Here is a 23227-nt window from a genome sequence, read left to right as displayed (position 1 = left end):
TCAGAGTCCGAGAGCGGAACAACTGGTCGGTAAAGCGAAACAGTACAGTTTGTTTGTCGACGCGCTCGGCCGCGTCTCTGCCCCGGTCACATGGTGTGGCTGCCGGACCGCTCGTTCGTCGCAACATGGGTCAGCCTCAAGATGCGGGCAATTCATTGGAGCACCGAGCACGCTCGCTGACAATGTCATTTGACCGAACTTCCGGCTGCCCTCCAAAACGCACGTGCGTTCGATATTCATAGATGCCCGACGCATTCTTGAGCGCCGGGTTGTCGATGACGTCAAGTTTGGCTGGGCACCAAGCTTGCTCGACCGGCGATGATCCAGTCTCTGTCGGTTCTACCAGCCGTCCCCGTCGGGCCTGAATCGATCTTTGCTAGCCCATAGCGCTCCTGGGTCTTGCCTTCGAGTTGCTCGCTCCTTTCAGCGTGACAGCGAGATCGTGCACGATTTCGGCAGCCTGGCGAAGGTAGCGGATTTGGACCCGACCTATCTAAATTTGATACAGGAACCGCGGTGACGGGAACCGCGGGTCGTGTCGTGGATTGAAACGTCATGCCTCTGTACTTCATCGACAGCTCTGACGGCGAACGGTCCGATGAGGACGACACCGGGCTTGAACTGACGAGCGATGATGGCGCTCGGCGTGCCGCGTTGGATGCCTTGGCCGATATGGTTCGGGAGGTTCTTCCCGACGGGGACATCAGAGTATTTAGCGTGCATGTCCGGTCGGCGGACGGCTCGAGCGTCTATCACGCTGAAATGTCGTTGCAGGGGCGATGGCTAAATTGCCGATGACATTCCCCATCCCCAATTGACGCGACCACATCCTGCTTTGGAGCGGCAACAAAATGCGAAAGCCGAACTGGCTCTCTGCTTAGCCTCTTCGCCGGGCTTGCTGCGGGTATAGTACGTGCAACCGGATTGGTTAAGCTCGCGACCTCTGCCGGCTCAACGATCTTCAGTAAGCCTCGACCGAGCGCGGATCCGCGTCCCAGCTTCACTCCTCTTGGCACGTTTTCGGCAAACTCGGGGCCGATTAGGTCCCGAACTGCGCCTTTCGCCGGGTCCCCGTGTTAGCCTCCGCTGCATAGTCGCAGCGGTCGTCCGCACGCTGCGTAGGAACTAGTTCCGTTGGCCCGTTTATGTTGCGACAGTTCCAGATATTGGCTCGTCGCCTGGCGAACATTCGGCACCGGGCGCAGAACGCTCGAGGGAGCCACACATTCGTTCCAGTCTCCATTGCTGTAAGTTGGATCCCGGCGGAACGAATGGTTCCGAGCACGGTTGATCACGCAGTCGATACGGCGGCGAAGTCATGACGATCGAGACTAGCGAACAGTACGAAGCTGCAATCGTCCGCTTGCGAGCGCTGGGCGACATGCCTGCAATTGGTCCTGAGCAAGACGAGTTCTTCGAAATTAGCGCCGCGATGGTGGATTATGAGACCCGCAACCATCCAGCGCTCAAGGTTGGAGGTGAGTGATGTTGATTGAGATAATGGTCATCGTGCGGTGCGCAGACGATCACGAGCGGGCCATTGAACGCATCGCCGAACTCGGCACACCTCCTGAAGGTTCTGAGGCAGAGGTCGAGCTGCACGCGCTGATCGAGGCGACGGAGAAATGGGAAGCTCGGCACGATGATGATGACGACTGGCAATAGGATCCGCGAAGAAGCGTGCTCCACCGCCGGGCCCAACCATGAAGCGGCTACTGCGTCCACTTCGGAGAGAAGCCAGAGACTTGGCGGGACCGTGAGCGCACGACCTTTTGAGGTAGATCCTCTGCGGATCCGGTCAGCGTTCTTGCCAGGATAGTTTGCGCGCGGCTGAACCAGATCTCGACTCGGGCAATGTTACTCGGATGCCGAGAACTCGGCAGAGCTTTGAGAGTAATCAGGCAGCTCCGTGCAATGACGTTCAACCGCTTGGATGATGTATTTGTCGTCCAGACACGACAGCATCGATGCGGAACTCTGCCGAAAAAGATACACCAAGCACCGACCAACGGCGGCTCAGCGACTGGAGCCGTGTGTCCTATTCCGCATTATTTGCCGCTTAACGGGGAACCAGAGTCGCCTGACGGCGTTATCAGCCCTTGGGGCGGATAAAACAACATGGCTCAGAAGCTAACCGTATGCCGTATAGCCGGGGCTTGGGCGTTTCGCGATGTCACCGGAGAGGCGTATGGCCACTCAGGTGATATCGAGCGAGTCATTGAGGCAGCCAGCCGTTTCGCTGATCGGCTCGGGGCTCGCGTCAGCCTGACCGAGGAAGCCGCAGCGCACCTCGAAGGTGTTTTGGCGGCCCGTGAGGTTGACGTCGCCGCACTGCGGAATGAGAATATCGGTCACGTCCGTGCCCTCTGGGTACGCCTGATGCGAAGCCTAAAACCTCGATGAAGCCGACCGTCGAGAGCGCGATGACTTTGACCGATTGTGGGAGGTGGCGCACCCGGCCCTGATTGTGTAGGCGCGAACCGATAGTTCATACTCGCCGCGCGCCCAGGCTACGCGGCCATCGGCCCTCTAACTCGGCCAGATTGGCTTGCGGCCTGCAGGCGGTATCAGCAGACGCACATGCATGTCGCCGCCGTTGAACGGCGTCACATCCGCGCAGGAGAACGGCATGGCAGACGACGCTGAAGTCTCGGGTTCCGGCTCCTTACGCCGCCGCCCTAAACGTCCGTGCACCACCGCCTCTATTGACACTGTCGAGGATTTTGACCCACTCATAGCCCTAAGGCGATTCTCGAAATTAGCTGCCCCGCACAATGGTCTGAAGAGAAATATCCAGCAGCCGAACGGATCGTAGCATATGCGCCCTACGTCAGAAGCTGCTTGTTTTGCTTGATAAAATTCCCGGGACGCAACCCATGAGACGCAACTCATGAGCGGCATGGGCAAGATCGTCAGCCCTCCGGAAACGACCGCAGTGGAACGTACTCTATGTTCCCTGGGCCGGGCGCCGCCCCTTGCGCTCATGCTCCAGCTCGAACCGCGTTTCATGTTCGATGCCGCCGGCGTCGCGACAGCGTCCGTCGTTACAAAGGCCGATCCGGCCCTGGGCGCACCGTCATCCGCCGAAGCCGCTCCACGCCTGGAATCTTTCGGGCACGACGCCGCCACCCGGTCGCATGGCGACGGGGCTCCCGCCCCCGCTCCAGCAGACACCACGACGGCTATTGCTGCCGATGTCGGCCCCTTCGGCAGCAAGGGAGAGGCGCAGCTGGAACAGGCGGCCAATGCCAACGCCGCGCCTATCAGCGAGATCGTCTTTGTGGACGGCCGCCTGCCGGACCTCGCCTCGCTGGAGGCGAAGAGCGGTGTCCAGATCGTGATCCTGGATGCCGCCAGGGACGGCATCGCGCAGGTGAGCGAAGTTCTGGCGAGCTACCACGGCGATCTTGCCGCCATCCATTTCATCGGCCATGGCGAGAGTGGCGAATTCGGCATTGGCACCACCGACGTCACGTCCAGCACCCTCTCGGCGCGAACAACCGAGATCGCCGGCTGGGGACATGCGCTGAAGGCGGACGGGGACATCCTGATATGGGGATGTGACGTGGCTCAGCTGCCCGCCGGCCAAGCGCTCATCAACGGCATTGCAGCATTGACCAGCGCTGACGTGGCGGCATCCATGGATGCCACCGGCAGCACCGGCCTCGGCGGCAACTGGACGCTGGAAGCGCAGAGCGGGGTCGTCGAAGCCTCAGGCCCCTTCCTCCTCTCGACGCTCGCCACCTGGGACCATCTGCTGGACACGCCTACAATCACGGGAGGCGATACGGGCCTACGCGTGCAGGAGCCGAGTTCTCTCAATGATGCCGGTGCCAGCTCGATCACCCTCGCCGAGCTGGACATCGCCAGCAGCCTGACTGGCGACACTTTCACGGTCAGCGCGCGCATCGCCGACACGAGCGTCGGCACGCTGTCGGACGCGAGCGGGCTGGGCAGCACGGTCACCGGCGGGTTCACCTTCACCGGCTCGCTCGCCGACGCGAATGCTTGGCTGGACCAGCTTAGTTTCACGGCCGTGGATGTGGAGCGTGGCAACGTCCCGGGCACGACGAGTCTCGTTCTGAACGTCACCAACGAGACCGACCCCACAAAGCCCACAAGCCAGCGTTCCGTCCGTCTGGATGTCACACCCTCCAACGACCCGGTGCAGGTGAACGACAGCACAATGGCGGTCGTCGAAGGCTCGACAGGCACCGTGGTCCCGGTCTCGGCGCTCCCCGCCACCGATCCGGAAGTGGCCTTCGGCAGCCAGAACGCCAGCCAGATCGTCTATCGCCTCACCGCAACGCCAACCCACGGCTATCTCACCCTCGCCGGCACGCGCATCGGCGCCGGCTCGGTCTTCACCCATCAGGACGTGATCAACGGCTCCCTGGTCTATGTGCATGATGGCTCAGCCCAAGATGCGCCCGACACCTTCTCCGTCCTCGCCAACGATGGCGCGACTCCGCTTGCCCCGGTGGACCTGTCCGACCCGGCAACCGTGACCATCACCATCACGCCGGTGAACCAGCCGCCCACCGTGTCGGGCAGCGGTACACTCTATGAGGGCCAGCCGGCGAACGCCACGCTGAACGGCGTGCCGCAATCCGTGGTCGGCCTGTTCATCACCGCCGACGGCGGCGGCGATCCCACTGACACCGACGCCACGCTGCAGGTGCAGATCACCGGCCTTGCCGCGCATGGCCTGCTCTATTTCTCGGGCACCGCCGTACGCGGCGGCGTCAGCCAGTCCTACACCAACCACCAGATCACGCAGGCGGACGTGGATGCCGGCTTCGTCTTCGCCTATCAGGACCGTTCCGGCCTCACCTACGCCAATGACGGGCTCGATGCCGGCGGCCGTCCCCCGAGCGACAGCTTCAACGTCCTCGTGCGCGACGGTGGCGGCGGCACCGGCACGCCTCTGACAGCCACGGCCAGTATCGCCCTCGACATCCGCGCCCTGAACGACGAGCCTGTCTGGGTCGACGCCAGCACGCTGGCCGCCGTCGTGCCCTCCGGCTTCATCGTGCAGCTCACCACCGCAATGATGAACGTCACCGACACGGACTCGGCTCCGGAGAGCCTCACCTTCCGCGTCACCGACCAGAGCGGGCTGGATCAGGGCAGTCTGGTGATGAACGTTAATGGCGTCGCCAGCTTTCTCCCCGTTGGCGGCAGCTTCACGCTGGCCGATGTGATCGCCGGCCGAGTCTATTACTACCAGACCGGAGCGGCGGTCGCGGGCGACACCGACACCTTCGTGTTTCAGGTGGTCGACAACGGCGTCTCCGTTCGCTGGGGGGCCAATGGCGAGCAGTATGAGCGGGCGAGCGGCATCTACACCAATCCGACCCAACTCGCCGCCTTGCGTGACTTCCCCTTCACTATCACCCTGCGCGAAGTGCCCACCGCCACCGGCGCGGGCGATGGCCTGCCTATCGGCGGCTCCGGGGTAACGGGCACCACGTCCGGCTATGCGGGCCAGCCTGAAACCGACCCGACGCGGGCGCTGGCCGCCATCCCCGCGCGTGGCGTTCTGGTGGAAGGGGGCACAATCGTCCTGTCCGATGGCTCCGGCCTGAGCCCCGGCATGAACTACAGCGGACCGGGCATCGATCCCGCGCAGGTGATTTACACCATCGTCGCCTTCAACGGCGGGGACTTCGGCAGCTGGAACGGCCAGCTTCAGCGCCTGATCAGCGGAAGCTGGGTGACGCTCGGCCCGGCTGACGTCTTCACGCAGGCGGATCTCAATGCTGGGGCCATCCGCTTTGTCCATGACGGCGGCGAGGATTTCGAATCCAGCATGAGGCTGATCGCCTCCGCCGGCATCATGGTGGATGACGGCACCGGCAATTTCGCACCCGACCAGTGGGTCACGGACTTCAGCTTCTATGTGACGCCCGTCAACGACGCGCCCATTGCCACCGGCTCCACCGACAATGCGCTGAACGAGGGCGAGACCTTCTACATCACCACCGCCCAGCTCAATTTCGCCGACGCCGACGATGCCACCAGCGAATCCTATCTGGAGGGCACCGCAACCCTGCCCGCCTCCGGCGGCACCAATTATGCCGACAATAACGGCACATTGCTGACCTTCGGCATAACCAGCCTCCCGGCCCACGGCATCCTGCAGTATTGGGACGGCAGCGCGTGGCAGACCGTGACCGGCAGCACCGTGCTGGAAGCGAGCTGGATCACCGCCGACGCCGGCACCACCCGCCTGCGCTACGTGCACGATGGCGGCGAGGACCAGACCGACAGCTTCCTCGCGCAGGCAACCGACCGCTGGAGCGCGACCTCGAACATCGCCCCGGTCAGCTTCGTCATCACCCCGGTCAACGATCCCCCGCAGATCGCCGCCGACCCAACCCAGACCGATCCCGTGGGCATATTGCCCGGCGGCACGCCCGGCTCGGGGGCTAACGAGCCGCTTTTCGTCACACGGGAAGGCACGTTCAACCAGATCACCTCCGCCATGCTGCAGGCGGTGGATCCGGACAGCAGCGCCACGCAGGTTCAGTACCGCATCACCACCGCCCCCACCCGCGGCCTGATCGCCTATTCGACCGATGGCGTCACCTTCACCGCCATCGGCGCGGGCGCGTCCTTCACGCAGGACGACGTGAACAACGGGCGAATCTATTATCTCTTCGACCGCTCGGACACCGTCAGCCCCGGCTATCCGGGCACGCCTGACGACAAGTTCGTCTTCACGCTGGCGGAGGGCGCCGCTGAGCAGACCGGACGCGAATTCTGGACCTATGCGCAGCCGATCAACGATCGGCCTGTCGTGACCGCACCTGCGGGGCCGATCAATTCCACCGATGTCGCCAACAATGTGCCGGGCTTCGGCATTGCGGACCCCGACCTGACGCTGGTAAGTGCGGCTGAGGAGGACTTTCTCCAGGCCACGGTCCGCCTACTCCACGCGGATGGCACACCGCTTGGCGCGGCGGAATATCTCGCCAATGGCGGCCTCGACATTCAGGTGACCGCGGGCGGCGCGACCATCGATGCAGACAAGAACGGGCAGGACGACTATCTCGTCATGCGCGGCACCAGCGCGCAGGTCAATGCGGCGCTCGCCACGCTCGCCGTCACCTTCGGCAGCGACCGGGATCTGGTCTATCAGGTGCAGGTGATCGCCGATGACCGCGTGCGCGACACCGCCACGGGCGCGTTTCTGGATCGCAACAGCAGCGTGCCCGGCACCAATCCGGGCGGCAATGGCGGCGGCATCCTCAATCAGGGCGCCACGGGGCCGGGCGCCTCCCCCACGCTAGTGACGGCCACAGAGCCCAACTGGTATGCGGACGCAGCCCCCACGCTCACCACGGATGCCCTCTATGGCAACATCCATGCGGCATCGGTGGTTCTCTATGCCTCCTCGGACAATGACCCGGCCACGCTGGACGGCAATGGCGCGGCGGATGTCTATGAGGACCAGGCCTCGCCCATCGGCGCGCAGATCAGTTTCGTGGTCTCCGACCCGGAGTCCAATGCGTTCGGAACCCCCGTCACCGTGACCCTGACGGTGCCCAGCGGCATCCTGAACGTTGCCACCACGCTGCCCGACGGCATGACCGTCACCGGGCGGGACAGCGCTACGCTGGTGATCGTCGGTGTGGCTTCCGACATCCAGACCCTGCTCAATTCCAGCCTCACCTATCGCAGCGACGCCAATCTCAATGAGGACCTGAACGCGGCCGGCGATGGCGACGTGACGCTGACCATCTCGCTGGACGACACCGGCTCGAACATCGGCAGCGGCGGGGCGAGCAACAATCCGCTGCCCATCGACGTGGCGCTCACCATCATCCCCGTCAATGATGCGCCGACCGTCACCGCCGGCACCGGCATCGTGCCGCTCACCGGCGTCACGCCGGTGCCGGGCTTCAGCGTCGCCGACCTCGACATCGCGGACGCCGGCGGGATCGCCACCGGGGAAAGCGACTTCATCCAGGTCACGGTGCGCGCCACGCTGCTCGATGGAACCCCTGTCCTCGAGACGAGCTATGACGGGACCAACGGCACCATCAACATCGGCTCTTCCGCCGATGTGGCCGGGCTGGTCACCGCCGGCCTTGTCATCGACCCGACATTCAACGGCACCGGCAGCGCCCTCGTGCTGCGCGGCACGCTCAGCCACGTGAACAGCTATCTGGCCGGGCTCAACCTCGCCATCACCGGCGCGCAGGCCAATAACGATCTTCAGTACCGCATCGAGGTGATCGCCGACGACCGGCTGCGGGATGCCAGCGGCGCGCTCATCGGCACGGCGGCCAATGGCGGCGAGGACAACCTGCCCTCAGGGGGCACCTCCGATGTGCCGACCACGGCGGTGACGCCCTATGCGGCAGTGCCCGGCGGCCTGACCGCGAATGTCGCAACCGCCTCGCGCATCGTCTTCCCGACCTCGGTCAACGATCCGGCCGAGATCGGCTTCACCGCGCCGACCACGGGCGAAGCCAGCGCGACGTTCCAGCTATCCGGCATTGCGATCACCGATGTCGACGCCATCGACCGCGCGCTTTCCGTGGTCGTCACCCTGCCCGCCGGCTTTACGGCCGCGTCCGTGCAGAGCCCGCTGGGCGGCACAGCGACGCTCGGCTCCGGCAATACGGTGGTCAACATCAGCGGCACGCTCGACCAGATCAATGCGGCCATCAACACCATCGTCGTCAACCTGCCCGATGAAGCCGGAGCCCCGGGGGCGGCCGACTGGAACGGCAGTTTCAGCGTGACCATCGAGGTGAACGACCTCGGCAATACCGGCAGCCGGCCGGGTAGCCTCGTCAATGTGCCGGACACCAGTCCCACCTATCAGGGCACCTACACCTATGAGGATCCCACCGCCTCCGATGGGGATCCCGCCAACGACGCCAATCTGATCACCACCAGGACCATCACCTTCGATGTGGACCCGGTCAATGACGCCCCCATCGTCATTGACGGCAACACCGAGACCCTCGCTGCCTCGCTGGAGGACACCTCGCCCGCGGGCGCGACGGTGGCCAGCCTGTTCGCCAGCCATTTCAGCGATCCCGTGGATGCGATCACGGGCGGCTCCAGCTCCAACAGCTTCATCGGCGTCATCGTCGTCGGGCTCGCGACCGATTCCTTGCAGGGGACGTGGCAATATTTCGACACGGCCAGTTCCAGATGGACCGACATCGGTGCCCGTGCGGCCACGAACGCGCTCTATCTGGCCTCCGGGACGCTGGTGCGCTTCCAGGCCAATCCCGACTTCCACGGCACACCCAACACCCTGACCGTGCGTCTGGTGGAGGATGGCGACGGCGGTAACGGCTCAAGCCCGCCCACGAACGGCACGACACTGGATGCCACGACTGTCGGCGGCATCACGCGCTACAGCGCGGATACGATCGTGCTCAGCACCAGCGTCACCAATGTCAACGACCGCCCGTCCATCGGCGCAGGCACCCTGTCCCCGGTGCTGGAAGACACCGCCAGCCCGCCCGGTGCCACCGTGGGCACCCTGTTTTCCGGCGGCTACAGCGACGCCACCGACAACCAGACCGCCAATCATGGCGGCAATGCCGCCACCGCCTTCGGGGGTATCGCCATCGTCGGCAATGCGAGCGATGCCGCCACGGAGGGGCGCTGGGAATATTCCATCAATGCCGGCGCCAGCTGGGCGCAGGTCTCCGGCAGCCTGAGCGATGCCTCCGCGCTGCTGCTGCCCACCGATGCCCTGCTGCGCTTCCTGCCCGTTGCCAACTTTAACGGCACGCCCGGCGGGCTGACGGTGCGGGCCGCGGATACGGCTGTCGCTTTCAACGCGTCCACCAACCTGCTTCCCGCCCTCGCGAGCGGGCAGACGAGCACATGGTCGCTCGCCCAGTCGCTCGGCACCTCCGTGCGGGCAGTCAATGACGCGCCTGTGCTGTCCGGCACGCCCACCAATCCGACCGTGGTGGAGAATAACGAGACGGGAACCGGCAGCAGCATCCCGCCGGCCGCGCTGATCACCGGTGCCGCGCTCGCGGACCTCGACCTTGCCACCACCCCCGGCCTTGCGACCGGCGTGTTCGGCGCGGGTTCCGTCACCCTCAGCCTCGGCGCCACCTATCGGGCAGGCGATGTGCTCTCGGTGGCCGGAAGCCTGCCGGCCGGCGTCACCGCGAGCGCGGGCACCGACGGCACGCTGGTCCTCACGCTCGATGCGGACACCACGGTGGCGGAAGTGGAGGCGCTGATCGGCCAGTTGCGCTACAGCAACACGAGCGACAACCCCACCAATTACAACGCCAACACCACCCGCACCTATGTCCTCAGCGTGCTCGACGGCAATAACGACCAGGGCGTGCCCGACGCCGGTGGCGACGGGACCAATCCGAACTCGCTCGCTTCCAACACGCTGGTCGGCCTCATCACCATCACCCCCACCGATGACCCGCCCACCGCCAATGACGATGCCCGCGTCATCAACGAGGACACGGTATCGGTCAGCGGCAATGTCATCGCGCCGGTCGGCGCGTCCGGCGATGTGGCCGACACCGATCCGGATACGGCGGTGCTCACCCTCACCGGCATCGGTGTGTCCCTGCCGTCTCAGGCGGTCTCCAGCGCGACCGTGGTCGCGGGCACATACGGGACGCTGACCATCAATCCCGATGGCAGCTATGTCTATGTGCTCGACCGGACCAATCCGGCCGTCAACGGGCTGAAGGACGGCGATCCGCCGCTCAGCGACGTCTTCACCTATCGGATCTCCGATGGGACGACCACGGACGACGCCACGCTGACCATCGACATCATTGGCGTGACGGACGGCCCGCCGAGCATCGTGCCGGACGATCTCAACGGTGCCGCGACCGGCCAGAACACGGTGCTGGAACACGGCCTGACCTCGGTGCCGGACGGTTCCGAGGCGGTGAACGGCACCATCGCCATTCTCGCGCCCGATGGACTCGCCAGCGTCGTGATCGGCGGCCGGACGGTCACGCTCGCCGAGCTGCAGGTGCTCGGCTCCACGCCCATCACCATCGCCAGCGCCAAGGGCACGCTCACGCTGACCGGCTTTGCCGGGACCGGCGGCGGCGGCGTGCCCACCGGCGGCACGCTGACCTACACCTACACGCTCAGCGTTGCCCAGAACACGCCGGGCGCCAGCGAGAATACGGACGTGTTCGCGCTGCAGGCGATCGATGCGGGCGGCGACGGCAGCGCGCTGTCCAGCCTGACCATCCAGATCATCGATGATGTGCCCGTGGCGCAGGCCAACAGCGCGAGCATCACCGAGGATGCGACGCCCGGCACCGTGTCCGGCAATGTGGTGACGGACGCCGGCCCGGGCGGCACGGATGCCGTGGGCGCCGATGGCAGCAGCGTGACCGGCATCTCCTTCTCCGGCTCGGCCGGAACCATCGGCGCGAGCCTGACGGCCACCTACGGCTCCCTCGTGGTGAATGCCGACGGCAGCTACACCTACACGCTCGATAACGACAATGCCGCCGTCAACGCCCTGAAGGACGGTGACCCGCCGCTCAGCGAGGTGTTCACCTACATTCTCACCGACGGCGACGGTGATACGTCCTCAGCCACGCTGACCATCACCATCAACGGCCACACGGACGGCCCGCCAAGCATCGTGCCGGACGACCTCAACGGCGTGCTGACGGGCGAGAACACCGTCTTCGAGCATGGGCTCGTGGATGCCTCCGGCCAGCAGCGCACGCTCGGCACCATCGCGGTCACCGCCCCGGACGGCCTTGCCTCGCTCACCATCGGCGGACAGAGCGTCACGCTGGCGGACCTTGCCGGTCTTGCCTCCGTTCCGGTCACTATTGCCACCGCAGACGGCACGCTGACCCTCACCGGCTTCAGCGCCAGTGGCTCCGTGGGCGGCATCCCCACGGGCGGCACGCTGTCCTACGCTTACGAGATTTCCGCCGCCCGCAACCAGCCGGCCGCCATCGCGAGCATGGATGCCATCGCCCTGCAGGTCGTGGATGCGGGAGGCAGCATAGGCACCGGCACGCTCACCATTCTGATCGTGGACGATGTGCCGGCGGCCTCCGGCGACAGTGCCGCCATAACGGAAAACGCCGTCCCTGGTGTAATCGGCGGCAACGTGCTTCTGAACGACGCCCCCGGCGCCGATGGCTATGCCGTGTCGGGCGGCGTCACCGGCGTCACCTTCAACGGCTTGCCGCAGACGGTGGGTTCCACCTTCGCGACCGCGCATGGCACGTTAGTGCTCAATGCCGACGGCACGTACAGCTACCAGCTCGACAATGACGACCCGGACGTCAACAGCCTGACAACCGGCGAGACGCTGACCGAGACCATCAGCTATGCCATCACCGATGGCGACGGAGACGTCTCGACCGCCGTCCTCACCATCACCATCAACGGCTTCAATGATCCGCCGGTCATCCATCCGCTCGATCATGTCAGCGGGCGGGAGGATCAGGTGATCGTCTTCGGGCCGGGCGACTTCGTCTTCGATCCCGAAGGCGACCTGCTAACCGCCGTGCGCATCACCGCCCTCCCCGCGCGCGGGACCATGCTGTTCGACGGCATTCCGGTCTCCGCCGGAGCCGAATTCGCCATGACCGACGTGCTGGCAGGCAAGCTGACCTTTGCCCCCGATGCCGATGGCAACGGCTTTAACTATGCGAACTTCACCTTCCAGGTGAGCGACGGCACGAGCTTCTCCGCACCGGGCAACATGCGCCTCGACATCGTGCCGGTGAACGATACGCCAAGCGCCGCGGGGCCGCTGCTGGTCGCAGGCCACGAGGACACGCCCCTGCTCTTCGATGGCGGGGCGGGGGCGGACCATGCGCCCGTGCTCAGCATCGACGATCTCGCCGACCGCATGGGCATGGGCTACACGGACGCCTTCACCCTCACGCTGTCGGTCAGCCATGGGCGGATCACCGTCTCTGACACCGCCGGTGTCACGGGAACCGGCAGCGGGGCCACATTGACCCTCGCCGGGACGCGTGACGCGCTGAATGCCGCGCTCGCTACGCTGTCCTATCTCGCGCACCGTAATTACAGCGGCACCGATCAACTGGTGCTGACCGTCGATGATCACATCAATGCCGGCGCCGGCCCCGACGCTGAGCCTTCGACCGCGACCCATGTCACCGAGATCCTCGTCGCGGCCGTTGCCGATGAACCCATCCTGATTGCGCCCGTCGCCGCGGGCGTGGAGGACCATTGGGTGCCGCTCGACATCGTGGTGGTGCCCACGGACCTGTCCGGCATTGAAATTGTCACCGTCGAGATTTCCGGCCTGCCGACCGGCTGGCAGATTCGCGTGGGCAGCGACGAAGCCCGCAAGAGCACGGGAGGCGCGGATATTTTCCAGTTCTCCCTCGCCGATCTGAATGCCGGCATTTCCGTCCTTGCCCCGCCCAACATCAACACCGCGCCGGGGCAGTTTTATGCGCTGGACGTGAGCGCCATCAGCAAGGATGGACTGTTCAACAGCGCCGTCGCCACCGGGCAGGTTCTGGTGTCGCTCCAGCCGGAGAATGATCGTCCGCTCGCGGGGGGCGGGGTCGTCCTGCCTCCGAGCGATCCCACGCTCGTCAGCGATCCCGGCCATCTCGTCGCAGTCCTGTTCGCCGGCAACTATATCGATGTGGTGGACAACGTGCTCATCAGTCAGGGCACGCAAGGCGACACGCCATTGGCCGGCATCGCCATTTCCGCCAATGCGGCGACCGCCGCGCAGGGTGTCTGGGAGTTCAACCTGGGCGACGGCTCGGGCTGGCGCGCCATTCCCACCAGCGGCCTCGGCGAAACAAGCGCCCTGATCCTTCCCGCCAGCGCCTCCATTCGCTTCACTGCCGCCGCCGACTTCAGCGGGAGGCCGGGCATGCTGACAGCATGGCTTTCGGATGGCACCGGCTTCCCCGCTGCGGCGGCCGGCAGCATGGTGGATATCACGGCCAGCAGTGCCGGCGCGCTCGGTACTCAAACCGGCGGATGGTCGCAAGCGCCGGTGCCCGTCACCACCAGCGTGAACATCTTCCCGCCGCCGCCACCACCACTTCCCCCGCCCTATGTGCCGCCCGACACGTTCACCGACAACCGCTTCTATGGGGAAATACCGGATCTCGAAGGCTTCCCCTCCCATCTCTATACGACCGCCCTCCATTACGTGACCCAGCAGGTCATCTTCCGGCTGACCGGCTCCATGGAGACGCGCAACCTCTTCTTCGAAGCCTCGCTGCGCGGCTCGGAGCCCCTGCCCTCCTGGATCTCGTTCGACCGCTCAACACAGATAGTCACGGCCCTGCCGCCGGCAGATGTCGCGCCCGGCATCTACCTTGTCCATGTGCTGGCGCGCGATTCCGAAGGCAATGAAGCGGTATCCACGGTCGCCATCCACGTGCTCCGCGACACGTTCCGCTGGCCGGACCCGGTGCGCAAGCCTGGGACGCCGCCCAATGCGGAGCCACCGCCTCCGACCGAGGATACAGCCCCCACGAAGGAAGGGGAGCCGCAGAACGGGGAAGCACCCGCTGCGACGGGCGAGCGCACCGGTCTTGCACCGTCCGAACGCCCTGATGGCCGCGACGCCCGTCTCGCTGCGGTACTGGCCCTGCATGCGCTGGAGGACGAGCCCATCCGGATCGCGGCCGATGCCGGACCGGATGTGGCCGACCTATCCAGTGATCCTCTGTTCAACACTTTGATCCGCTTTGGTGCCGCGGGCCGGGTCATCGAGACTGCCCGCCTTCTGGAGACGCTGGCGGCGGATATCCGCGCGCAGCCACGAGGGCTGGAATGACGACCAGGCTTGTTTACGTTTCCTTCGGGGAAATTTGGGAGGACGCGTGCGTATTTTGATCGCTGTTCTATGCGTGGCCATTGGAGCCTGCTCCATGCAGCCTGAGCCCCTGACGTTCGAGGAGAACGTGACCCGCGCGAGCGGAGACCGGGCCGCGCTGGCCAATCACAGCCCGTCCCCCGACAAGCCGATCTCAATGGAAGAAGCGCAAGCGCGTGCGCTCGCCTACAATCTCGACAACCGCCTGCAGATGTTCAATGCCGCGCTCCAGGACCGTCAGCTCGACCTGACGCGGATGGACATGCTGCCGAACCTTACCGCCAATGCGGGTTATGTGGGCCGCGACAAGGAACTGGTGAGTTCAAGCGCCAGCTACCTGACCGGAACCATCATCCCCTCCAATTTCGAGACCGTGTCCGTGGACCGGGAACGGACGTTCGGCGATCTCACCTTGTCCTGGAACGTGATCGACTTCGGCATGAGCTATATCCAGGCCAGGCAACAAGCTGACCGGGTGCTCATCGCGCAGGAGCAGCGCCGCCGGGTCATCAACAACATTTCCCAGCAGGTGCGTGCGTCGTACTGGAATGCCGTCGCGTCCGAGCGGGTCATGCCCCGCATGCGCCCGCTGCTGGCAGAAGCCCGGCGCGCGCTAGCCCAATCCAAGGCCGCCGGGGCGGAACGCTCGCAGGATCCGGCAGAGGCTCTACGCTATCAGCGCAATTTGATGGAGCTCATCGCGCAACTGGAGCTCATCGAGGAACAGCTCTCCATCGCCAAAACCCAGCTCGCGCAGTTGATGGGGCTGCGTCCCGGCACCACCTACCGGCTCGCACCGGCCGGTACGCCCTACATTCCCAGCCTCCGCCTGACCATCGACGAGATGGAGCGAGTTGCGCTGGTTAATCGCCCCGAACTGCGGGAGGAAACCTATAACGGGCGCATCACCCAGAATGAGGGCCGCCGGGCCCTGCTGCGGCTCCTTCCCGGCGTGACGCTGCTTGCCTCCGTGAACTATGACAGCAACAGCTATCTCCTGTTCAACGACTGGAAAGAGGTCGGCGCGCGGCTGGCCGCTAATCTGGTCCGCTTGATTTCCATCCCCGATGTGATGAAGCTGAACGAGGCGCAGTCAGAGATCGCCGAATATCGCCGGCTCGCCTTGACCATGTCCGTGCTCGCACAGGTCCAGATTTCCGCCCGCCAATACATTGTCGCGCGCAAGTCCTATGAACGGTCGCGGAATCTCGCCTCGGTGAACCGCCGCATCGCCGATCTCCAGACGAACACCCAGGAAGCACAGACCACCTCCGATCTGGACCTGATCAGGGAACGCGCCAATGCGGTTCTCACAGAACTGCGTAGCCATCGCAGCTATGCCGACCTGCAGAATGCCGACGCGGGCGTCTACATGACGCTGGGTATCGATCCCCTTCCGCTGGATGTGCAGGCCAGCAGCCTGCCTGAACTTGTCGCGGCCATCCGCAAGCAGCAGAAAGAGTGGCAAAGCGGACGAATCCAGGTGCCGGTTCTCCCCCGCCCCGTGGAGAAGCCGGTGAATGTTGCCAGCGGATCGCCCGTTCTCGCTAAACAGTGAGACGAATCGGGAAGATCGCGAATGTCGTCCTTGCACAGGCGCTTGGCTGTTGCGTCCCTCATGGTTCTGACGGTGAAGGCCGGTGCGCAGACGCCAACGGACGCCGGTCTGCGCGCACAACTCGTCCCCCGCTTTTCGGCCGTCATCTCAAGCGAGATCGCCGGACGCATCGTGCTGCTGGATGTCCGGGAGGGACAGGCCTTCGCCAAGGGACAGCAACTGATCGGCATCGACTGCGCCCGCCATGACGCCCGGCTTGCGCAGACGAGCGCCCAGAGGCAACGGAGCGAACGCAAGCTGGAAGCCTTCCGCCTGCTGGACCGGCGCGGGGCGACCGGAAAGGTCGAGATCGATCTCGCAGAGATCGATCTGAAAGCCGCGCAGGCCGAGGAGCGCCTGGCTGCCATCGAAGTGTCTCGCTGCAGCATTGCCGCCCCCTTCGAGGGCCGGGTGGCCGAACTTAAGGCCCGCAGCCATCAGTATGTGACAGTCGGCGAGCCGATCATCGAAATCGTCAGTGATCGCGAGCTGGAAATCGAGCTGCTGGCGCCGTCTCGCTGGCTACCGCAGATCAAGGTCGGCATGCGCTTCGCCTTGCGCGTGGACGAGCTGAACCGCGAATTTCCGGCGGTGGTCGCACGGCTCGGACCGCGTATCGATTCGGTCAGCCAGGCGGTCAAGGTCTATGCCCGCATTGAGGGCGATTTTCCCGATCTCGTCCCCGGCATGAGCGGCATTGCGCGCATGCCTATAACGGAACCGCCCGGATCCCAGCGATGAGCGACCTGCATTCCCAGCAACTGACGCGCCTCACGGCGCTCATCATGCTGGAAAAGCGGGCCCGGGCGGCAAGCCCTGCCGAGCTTGGCTTCATCATGGTCAATGAGACCGGCTCGGTTGTGAAATTCCGGCAGGCCATGCTCTGGCAGGGCCAGCCGTCCGGCCAGATCATGGCGGCGTCCGGCCTTGCCGCGACCGACCGCAATGCGCCTTACATCGTCTGGGCCGCCGGGTTGTTCCGGCACATCGCAGACCAGCGGATCGCCGGGATCCGCGAACTGCGCGCCGGCGATCTTCCCCTGCAGTTCCGGGCCGAATGGCAGGAATGGTTCGCGCCCATACTGGTCTGGGTGCCGCTCGACGGCACGTCCAGCGTGCTCGTCCTCGGGCGCGACGAACCGTTGCGGGAGGGCGACAAGGCGCTGCTGGAGATCATCGCCGATGCCTATGGCCACGCATGGCGCGCCCATCTCGCGCGCCGGGGCCTTCGCGCGCGGGCCGGCGAGACGCCCCGTCGCTGGACCCGCCTCATTGCGGCCGCCGCTCTTCTGCTGCTCATCGCCGCCGGCTTCCTACCGGTGCGCCAGTCGATCCTCGCGCCGGCGGAGATTGTCCCCCAGGCGCCCGCCGCCATACGCGCCCCGCTCGATGGCGTGGTCGATACGGTCCACGTCAGGCCCAACGAGACCGTAACGGCGAGCCAGCTCCTTTTCTCGCTGGACCCCCGGCGCATCCGTAATCAGCTCGAAGTTTCCTCTCGCGCGCTTGAGGCGGCGGAGGCGGAGCTTCGGCAGGCCCTTCAGGCATCGGTCTCCGACCCGAAGGTGCGCGCCACCCTTCCTGCGCTGCAGGGCAAGCTTGACCAGCAACAGACCGAGGCGAATTTCCTCAAGGCTCAACTCGAACGCATTGAGGTGCGCTCGCCCGAAGCCGGCCTCGCGGTGTTCGACGACCCGAACGACTGGCTGGGACGTCCCGTCGTCATCGGCGAGCGCGTCATGTTGATCGCCGATCCGTCCAAGGTCGAGGTCGACATCCGCGTCCCCTCGGCCGAGGCTATCGATGTGGAGAGCGGAAGCCCTGTGCGTCTGTTTCTGAACATCGAGCCGGAACGGGTGCGGGATGGGGAGGTGACATTCGCCTCCTATCAGCCGCAGAAGGGACTCGACGGCATCGTGTCCTATCGCGTCAAAGCATCCCTCAAGGGAGACGATCGTATCCCGCGCATCGGGCTAAAAGGCACCGCGAAACTCTACGGCCCGCAGGTACCCCTCGCCTATTATATCCTGCGGCGCCCGCTGGCATCCGCGCGCCAGTGGCTGGGGCTGTGAAACATGGCCGGCATCGCAATCACCCCTCCAATGCCGGGCGGGCGGGCGGCAACGCTGCCCCCACTACGCATGGAGCTGGTGCTTCAGCAAGGCCCCACGCTGCGGGATGGCTCGCCAAGCTGGACGCTGCATGACCCGCCGGCGAACCGCTACTATCGCCTCGGCTGGCTGGAGTTCGAGATTCTCTACCGCTGGCATCTGCGCGATCCCGACCTGATTGCCCGCCGCATCCATGCTGAAACCACGCTCACGCCTTCGCGGGCGGATGTGGAGCGAGTGGCGGACTTCGTCACTGCGTCGGAGCTGAACGTGGACCTATCGCTACGCGGGACGGCAAGTCGGGTGGAGCGCGCGGGCTCGCGACGCGAGAGCTGGGCGCGGACGTTGCTGCATCATTATCTGTTCATCCGGATTCCGCTGGTCCGGCCTGATCCGCTGCTCACGCGCCTTCTGCCCCTGTCCGACATCATCTACACGCGCACCTTTCTGCTCCTGACCGTGCTGGCTGGCCTGCTCGGCCTCCATCTCGCCCTGCGGCAATGGGATGCGTTCGCCTCCGCCTTGCCATGGTTCTTCTCGCTGGAGGGCGTGGCCGTGGCGGCCCTTGCGGTGGTGGCCTCCAAGATCCTGCACGAGGTCGCGCACGGCCTCACCGCCAAACGCTTCGGATGCCGCGTGCCGACCATGGGCGTTGCACTTTTGGTGATGGCGCCCGTGCTCTACACTGATACAAGCGCCGCCTGGCAGCTGCGCGATCGACGCCAGCGCCTCGCCATCGGGGCCGCGGGCATGATCGCCGAATGCGGCCTTGCCGCCTATGCCTTGCTGGCGTGGTCCTTCCTGCCCGATGGCCTCCTGCGCAGCGTCGTGCTGGTGTGGGCGACGACGACCTGGCTGCTGACCCTCCTCATCAACCTGTCACCCTTCATGCGGTTCGACGGCTATTATCTGCTGTCGGACCTACTCGACGTGCCCAATCTTCAGGAGCGGGCCTTCAGCCTCACGCGTTACGAAATGCGCAGGCTGCTCTTCGGCGTCGATGACCCGCCCCCGGAACATTGGCCGCCGGACCTGCGCCGGATCCTCGTCGCCTACGCCCTCAGCACATGGGCCTACCGGGCCGTCATCTTCTTCGGCATCGCACTGCTCGTCTATCACATGTTCTTCAAGGCCCTTGGGCTGTTCCTGTTCGCGGTGGAGATCTGGTGGTTCCTGCTGCGCCCGATAGTGCGGGAGATGGCGTGGTGGGTCCGCCGCGCGCGGGGCCACGCCCTGAACCGGCGTACGCTTATGACCTGTCTGATCGCAGTCTTCCTGCTTGCCCTGCTCTGCGTGCCGTGGCGCACCTCCATCCATGCCCCAGCGCTGCTGGGCGCGCAAACGCGCGTGCGCGTCTTCACACAGATGGCGGGAGAGGTGGAGGCGGTCGCGATCAGGACCGGCGCGTTTGTGGCGGCCGGGGACCCCTTGCTGGTGCAGCGGCTTCCCGAGGTCGCGTACAAGCTCCAGCAGGCGCAGCAGCAGGTCGCGAGCCTCATCGCCCAGTGGCAGGCCGCCGCGCAGGACGGCGCGCTCCAGCCCCGGGCCCAGCTTCTGGCGGGCGACATCGTCTCTGCCCGCGCCGCATTGGCCGCGGCACAGGCCGACAGCGCGCACCTCACCGTGCACAGCCCCATTTCTGGGACCATCGTGGAGCGGGCCGAGCCGCTGAAGCCGGGAGAATGGATCAAGTCCCGCGAGTTGATCGGCGTCATCGCCGATCTCTCCACCACCCGCATCACCGCCTATGTGGAAGAGGCAGAGCTGGGCCGGATCGCCATAGGCGTGGACGCGACTTTCGTGCCCGCCGACGTGGCCCAGCCGCGCGTGACGGCACGCGTGCAGGCCATCGACACGACGGCGACGCGGCTCCTAACGGATGCGGAACTCGCCTCGGTCAATGGCGGGCCGATCCCCAGCCGGATGGGTACGGATGAGTCGCCGGTCCCCGACCTGCCCATGTATCGGATCACCCTGATACCTGATCAAATGGCTCCGATTGCGCAGACGCGCATGGGAACGATAATCATTTCTGGGCAGCCTGCGGCTCCGTTGCAACAATTCTGGCGCAGGGCGGTGAGTATCCTTATCCGAGAGAGTGGCTTCTAGCCAGGGGGGCTCATTGAGCCACTGCGTCGCAAGAGTGACGAGGGCATCGTAAGCTTAACTTGGGTTGAGACACAGGCAGTGTCGGCGCTCGGCCTTTTGATCATGCCCGAGTGTTCCACCCAGATGTTCATGGCCGCGGTGCGTAGTTCGCGATGGGGCTGGAGGAGATGTCGTGGCGCGGAATGTTGAAGAGTGTCAAATCGCGTTGACGGGCAGACCCTTTATCGCGTTGAAGGCTAGCAGCGCTCCAAGCGCCGCAGATGAGCCCCAGCAGACCGATCAGGATTGGCTAGATAGGAACTGCGGCAAGAGCCTTCCGGCGAATTCGATGGCAAGGGGTTGTGTCGTGTGCCGCTCGAATTAGCGCCCCGCTAGCAGCTTGAACGGTGCCCCGATTATCGTGATCGGCAGCTTGACGATTGCCTCCAACGACCCGTTAGCGATGTCTTCGCCATGCGCCGCGGCGTGCGACGTCGTAACCCCGCCTTCGAGCACCGCCGTGAGACGCGGCGCCACAGCCGCGAGTTGTGCGAACTTGCCGTGATTGCTCGCATCCAACCCCTTGACCTCGGTCATATCGACCACGATGGCGCCCAGCGCGGCCAGTTCCTCCGTATCCGTCGCAGCACCCAGCCGACTCGACCCGCCGGCGATGAAATTCGATGCGCCGAGCGCCTTGTCGTCCTTCGAGAGAACGATGAAAAACGGCTTTTCCGGCTTGCCAAAGCGACGCATTTGCGACTTGAAGACATCGGTGTCGATATCGGGCGCGGCCAACACGAGCCGGCCTAGCTTGGATTTTTCGGATAGCCCCCCGGAGATGCGGATCTGACGCAAGGCCTCAACGGTGACCCAATTACCCATCGAATGCGCCATGATGTTCACCTGCTCCGCGTTGCTGGCGAAGATCAGCCGAATGGTTCGCTCGAGGTCGTCGCGTGCGGCGGTCGCGCTATTGTTGTCGTAGACATATTGCGTCAATTGACCACGCGAGGCCCAGGTGAACAGGACTGGCACGCCCGGCGCACGGGAATCATGGACAACCTGGGCGAAGCGGTAGAGCCCCTCGGCGAACATCGTGTTGTAGCCGTGGATGAAGAGGAAGACGTTGCGCTTGCCCTTCGGCTTTGCCGCAAGCTGAGCATTGAGCGTGGCGACGAAGGCTCTCTCACCGTCGAGATAGCCAGCCTGACGAACAACAAAATCGGTTTTAGAATTGCCAGGAGGAGATGAGGCCCATTCGACCTGGCCTTCCGTGTGCTTTTCCGGCACCGACACGACGACCCTAGCGAAATCGAGTGGCGTTGCGCGCTCACCGTTGAAAAGCGTGCCTGGCCGGTCGTCTCGCTTGCGGGTGGTCGCGACGAGCAGCGTATGTGCCGTCGACCCGGGATCGACCTCTGCCACGGGAGCGAGGAAGCCTTCCTCGGGTCTCGTGCCGCAACCGGCCATCAAGACAGAAGCTGCGATGACTGCCCCAAGGCAGGCGCGCCTCACAAAATTGATAGTGCCGGTTCCTGTCACTGCGCTCAACAAAAATTGCACGGGCTGCGTTTCACTAGAAGACAATGGATAAGGCATTTCATCGCGGTTTTATTACTTGACGTAAAGCGGCATCGATACAGTCAGGAAGCCAACCGTACCCCGCAGTCGGTTTTCCACGTTGAATTCCCTATAGACCTTGATCCGCGTCGAGATGGGTAGTTTTCCGATCATGAAATCATACCCGACAGTGCCCCCTAGCGCGGTCACCCGCCCCTTGAAGGCGCCGAGTGTAGCACCGGCACCGCTGTCCCCCGTTAGCTGCTGGTAGTGATACCCGACGAGGCCCGCGGAGAAGGTCTTGGAAAAATGCTGCACCACGGCCCATTCCGCATGGAAGTCATTGCCTGATCGATAGTTGGTGCTCGGGTTCTCCCCATTCACCGACAGGCCGATCTTGCCGGAGACGTCGAGCCCGATAGCCGGATCGAGCCAGGTGGCGGCACCGAAGAAATCGCCCATCCATCGATTGAACGAGACGTTGGCAAGAGCGTCTTCGCGATAGTCGCCGATGGGCACATTCGCCGATGCGCCGACCTGCCAATGAAAGTTTCCACTCTTCCAGCCGATGAAGCTGGAGACGTAAGGGTCGCCGAAGGTGAATATGCTGTCTTCGGTCTTGGCGCCCAAAGCACCGCCACGCGGTCCCCTTAGCAACGCGCCCGCGGTGATTTTTGGACCTCCGATGGGAAAGGAGGCAGCGAAGGCCAACGTGCCGCCCAGAAAAGCGGTGGTGGGAACGAAGACGAACGTCGGCATCTCAAGGAATACGTTGGCGTCGAGCTTTGCGGCGACATTTCCGCCAAGCGAGAAGTTGCGGTTTGCGCCGGCGCTTCCGCGATAGAGGTATATGTCGTTCTGGAAATAGAGGCCGACGAGCGGGGGCATGATGGCCGCAGTAGGCCCCGCGGAGCCGAGCAGGTAGATCGACGTACCGCTTTCCGCAGCCGATAGCGGCGAGTTCATGGCCGCCACGCCAGCCAGTGCTGCCAACCCCAGGACCGTCGCGCGAAGTCCGCCGGCCAAGCAATTATCCATGCC

Annotated in this window: 11 protein-coding genes and 1 pseudogene; 8 read left to right on the top strand and 4 right to left on the bottom strand. The window is 64.7% G+C overall.

Annotation, left to right across the window (positions count from 1 at the left end; genetic code table 11):
* The first annotated feature begins 555 nt into the window (after window positions 1–555).
* The 3 genes from VGO04_RS32920 to VGO04_RS01135 all read left to right on the top strand — a co-directional run bounded on the left by VGO04_RS32920 (window position 556) and on the right by VGO04_RS01135 (window position 1665).
* The gene (locus tag VGO04_RS32920; protein ID WP_327495667.1) at window positions 556–798 is read left to right on the top strand and encodes a DUF6894 family protein; all 243 of its coding nucleotides are present in this window, start codon (window positions 556–558) and stop codon (window positions 796–798) included.
* Between the two features lie 520 nt (window positions 799–1318).
* Complete coding sequence (locus VGO04_RS01140; protein ID WP_327494118.1) at window positions 1319–1486, top strand: hypothetical protein; 168 nt, start codon at window positions 1319–1321, stop codon at window positions 1484–1486.
* Window positions 1486–1665 carry a hypothetical protein gene (locus VGO04_RS01135; RefSeq protein WP_327494117.1) on the top strand — a complete coding sequence of 60 codons (180 nt, stop codon included), beginning with the start codon at window positions 1486–1488 and terminating at the stop codon, window positions 1663–1665. The genes VGO04_RS01140 and VGO04_RS01135 overlap by 1 nt, the downstream gene beginning before the upstream one ends.
* Before the next feature lie 531 nt (window positions 1666–2196).
* On the opposite strand, the gene VGO04_RS01130 is transcribed toward VGO04_RS01135, so the two are convergent.
* Complete coding sequence (locus tag VGO04_RS01130) at window positions 2197–2355, bottom strand: hypothetical protein (protein ID WP_327494116.1); 159 nt, start codon at window positions 2353–2355, stop codon at window positions 2197–2199.
* 102 nt (window positions 2356–2457) lie between these two features.
* Window positions 2458–2625, bottom strand: a pseudogene (locus VGO04_RS01125) (siderophore-interacting protein); the annotation flags it as partial.
* A 265-nt stretch (window positions 2626–2890) separates the two neighbouring features.
* Between VGO04_RS01125 and VGO04_RS01120 the strand changes: the two are divergent.
* The 5 genes from VGO04_RS01120 to VGO04_RS01100 all read left to right on the top strand — a co-directional run bounded on the left by VGO04_RS01120 (window position 2891) and on the right by VGO04_RS01100 (window position 20644).
* On the top strand, window positions 2891–14788 hold the full coding sequence (locus VGO04_RS01120) for a cadherin-like domain-containing protein (protein ID WP_327494115.1): 11898 nt from the start codon (window positions 2891–2893) through the stop codon (window positions 14786–14788).
* Window positions 14789–14882: 94 nt separating this feature from the next.
* Window positions 14883–16385 carry a TolC family protein gene (locus VGO04_RS01115; RefSeq protein WP_327494114.1) on the top strand — a complete coding sequence of 501 codons (1503 nt, stop codon included), beginning with the start codon at window positions 14883–14885 and terminating at the stop codon, window positions 16383–16385.
* A 21-nt stretch (window positions 16386–16406) separates the two neighbouring features.
* Window positions 16407–17165 (top strand): efflux RND transporter periplasmic adaptor subunit, encoded by a 759-nt coding sequence (locus tag VGO04_RS01110; protein ID WP_327494113.1) that lies wholly within the window; start codon window positions 16407–16409, stop codon window positions 17163–17165.
* Complete coding sequence (locus VGO04_RS01105) at window positions 17162–18496, top strand: efflux RND transporter periplasmic adaptor subunit (RefSeq protein ID WP_327494112.1); 1335 nt, start codon at window positions 17162–17164, stop codon at window positions 18494–18496. Before VGO04_RS01110 ends, VGO04_RS01105 begins: the two co-directional genes overlap by 4 nt.
* 3 nt (window positions 18497–18499) lie before the next feature.
* Window positions 18500–20644, top strand: coding sequence for an efflux RND transporter periplasmic adaptor subunit (locus tag VGO04_RS01100; RefSeq protein WP_327494111.1), 2145 nt, complete (start codon window positions 18500–18502; stop codon window positions 20642–20644).
* Window positions 20645–21004: 360 nt separating this feature from the next.
* Here the strand turns inward: VGO04_RS01100 and VGO04_RS01095 are convergent, their stop codons facing one another.
* On the bottom strand, window positions 21005–22051 hold the full coding sequence (locus tag VGO04_RS01095; RefSeq protein WP_327494110.1) for an alpha/beta hydrolase: 1047 nt from the start codon (window positions 22049–22051) through the stop codon (window positions 21005–21007).
* Between the two features lie 189 nt (window positions 22052–22240).
* Entirely contained in the window at window positions 22241–23224 is a 984-nt protein-coding gene (locus VGO04_RS01090; protein ID WP_327494109.1) for a SphA family protein, read from the bottom strand.
* Between the last annotated feature and the right edge of the window lie 3 nt (window positions 23225–23227).

The sequence above is a fragment of the Ensifer sp. genome, from assembly GCF_035999185.1.
Classification (GTDB): Bacteria; Pseudomonadota; Alphaproteobacteria; order Rhizobiales; family Rhizobiaceae; genus Ensifer.
The sequence above is the reverse complement of the archived record's forward strand: the minus strand, read 5'-3'. Positions and strand labels throughout refer to the sequence as shown.

Excerpts from the sequence above, each read along its gene's own strand:
- VGO04_RS32920 (WP_327495667.1), top strand. The coding sequence starts at position 556 with ATGCCTCTGTACTTCATCGACAGCTCTGACGGCGAACGGTCCGATGAG.
- VGO04_RS01140 (WP_327494118.1), top strand. The coding sequence starts at position 1,319 with ATGACGATCGAGACTAGCGAACAGTACGAAGCTGCAATCGTCCGCTTG.
- VGO04_RS01135 (WP_327494117.1), top strand. The coding sequence starts at position 1,486 with ATGTTGATTGAGATAATGGTCATCGTGCGGTGCGCAGACGATCACGAG.
- VGO04_RS01120 (WP_327494115.1), top strand. The coding sequence starts at position 2,891 with ATGAGCGGCATGGGCAAGATCGTCAGCCCTCCGGAAACGACCGCAGTG.
- VGO04_RS01115 (WP_327494114.1), top strand. The coding sequence starts at position 14,883 with ATGCAGCCTGAGCCCCTGACGTTCGAGGAGAACGTGACCCGCGCGAGC.
- VGO04_RS01110 (WP_327494113.1), top strand. The coding sequence starts at position 16,407 with ATGTCGTCCTTGCACAGGCGCTTGGCTGTTGCGTCCCTCATGGTTCTG.
- VGO04_RS01105 (WP_327494112.1), top strand. The coding sequence starts at position 17,162 with ATGAGCGACCTGCATTCCCAGCAACTGACGCGCCTCACGGCGCTCATC.
- VGO04_RS01100 (WP_327494111.1), top strand. The coding sequence starts at position 18,500 with ATGGCCGGCATCGCAATCACCCCTCCAATGCCGGGCGGGCGGGCGGCA.
- VGO04_RS01090 (WP_327494109.1), bottom strand. The coding sequence starts at position 23,224 with ATGGATAATTGCTTGGCCGGCGGACTTCGCGCGACGGTCCTGGGGTTG.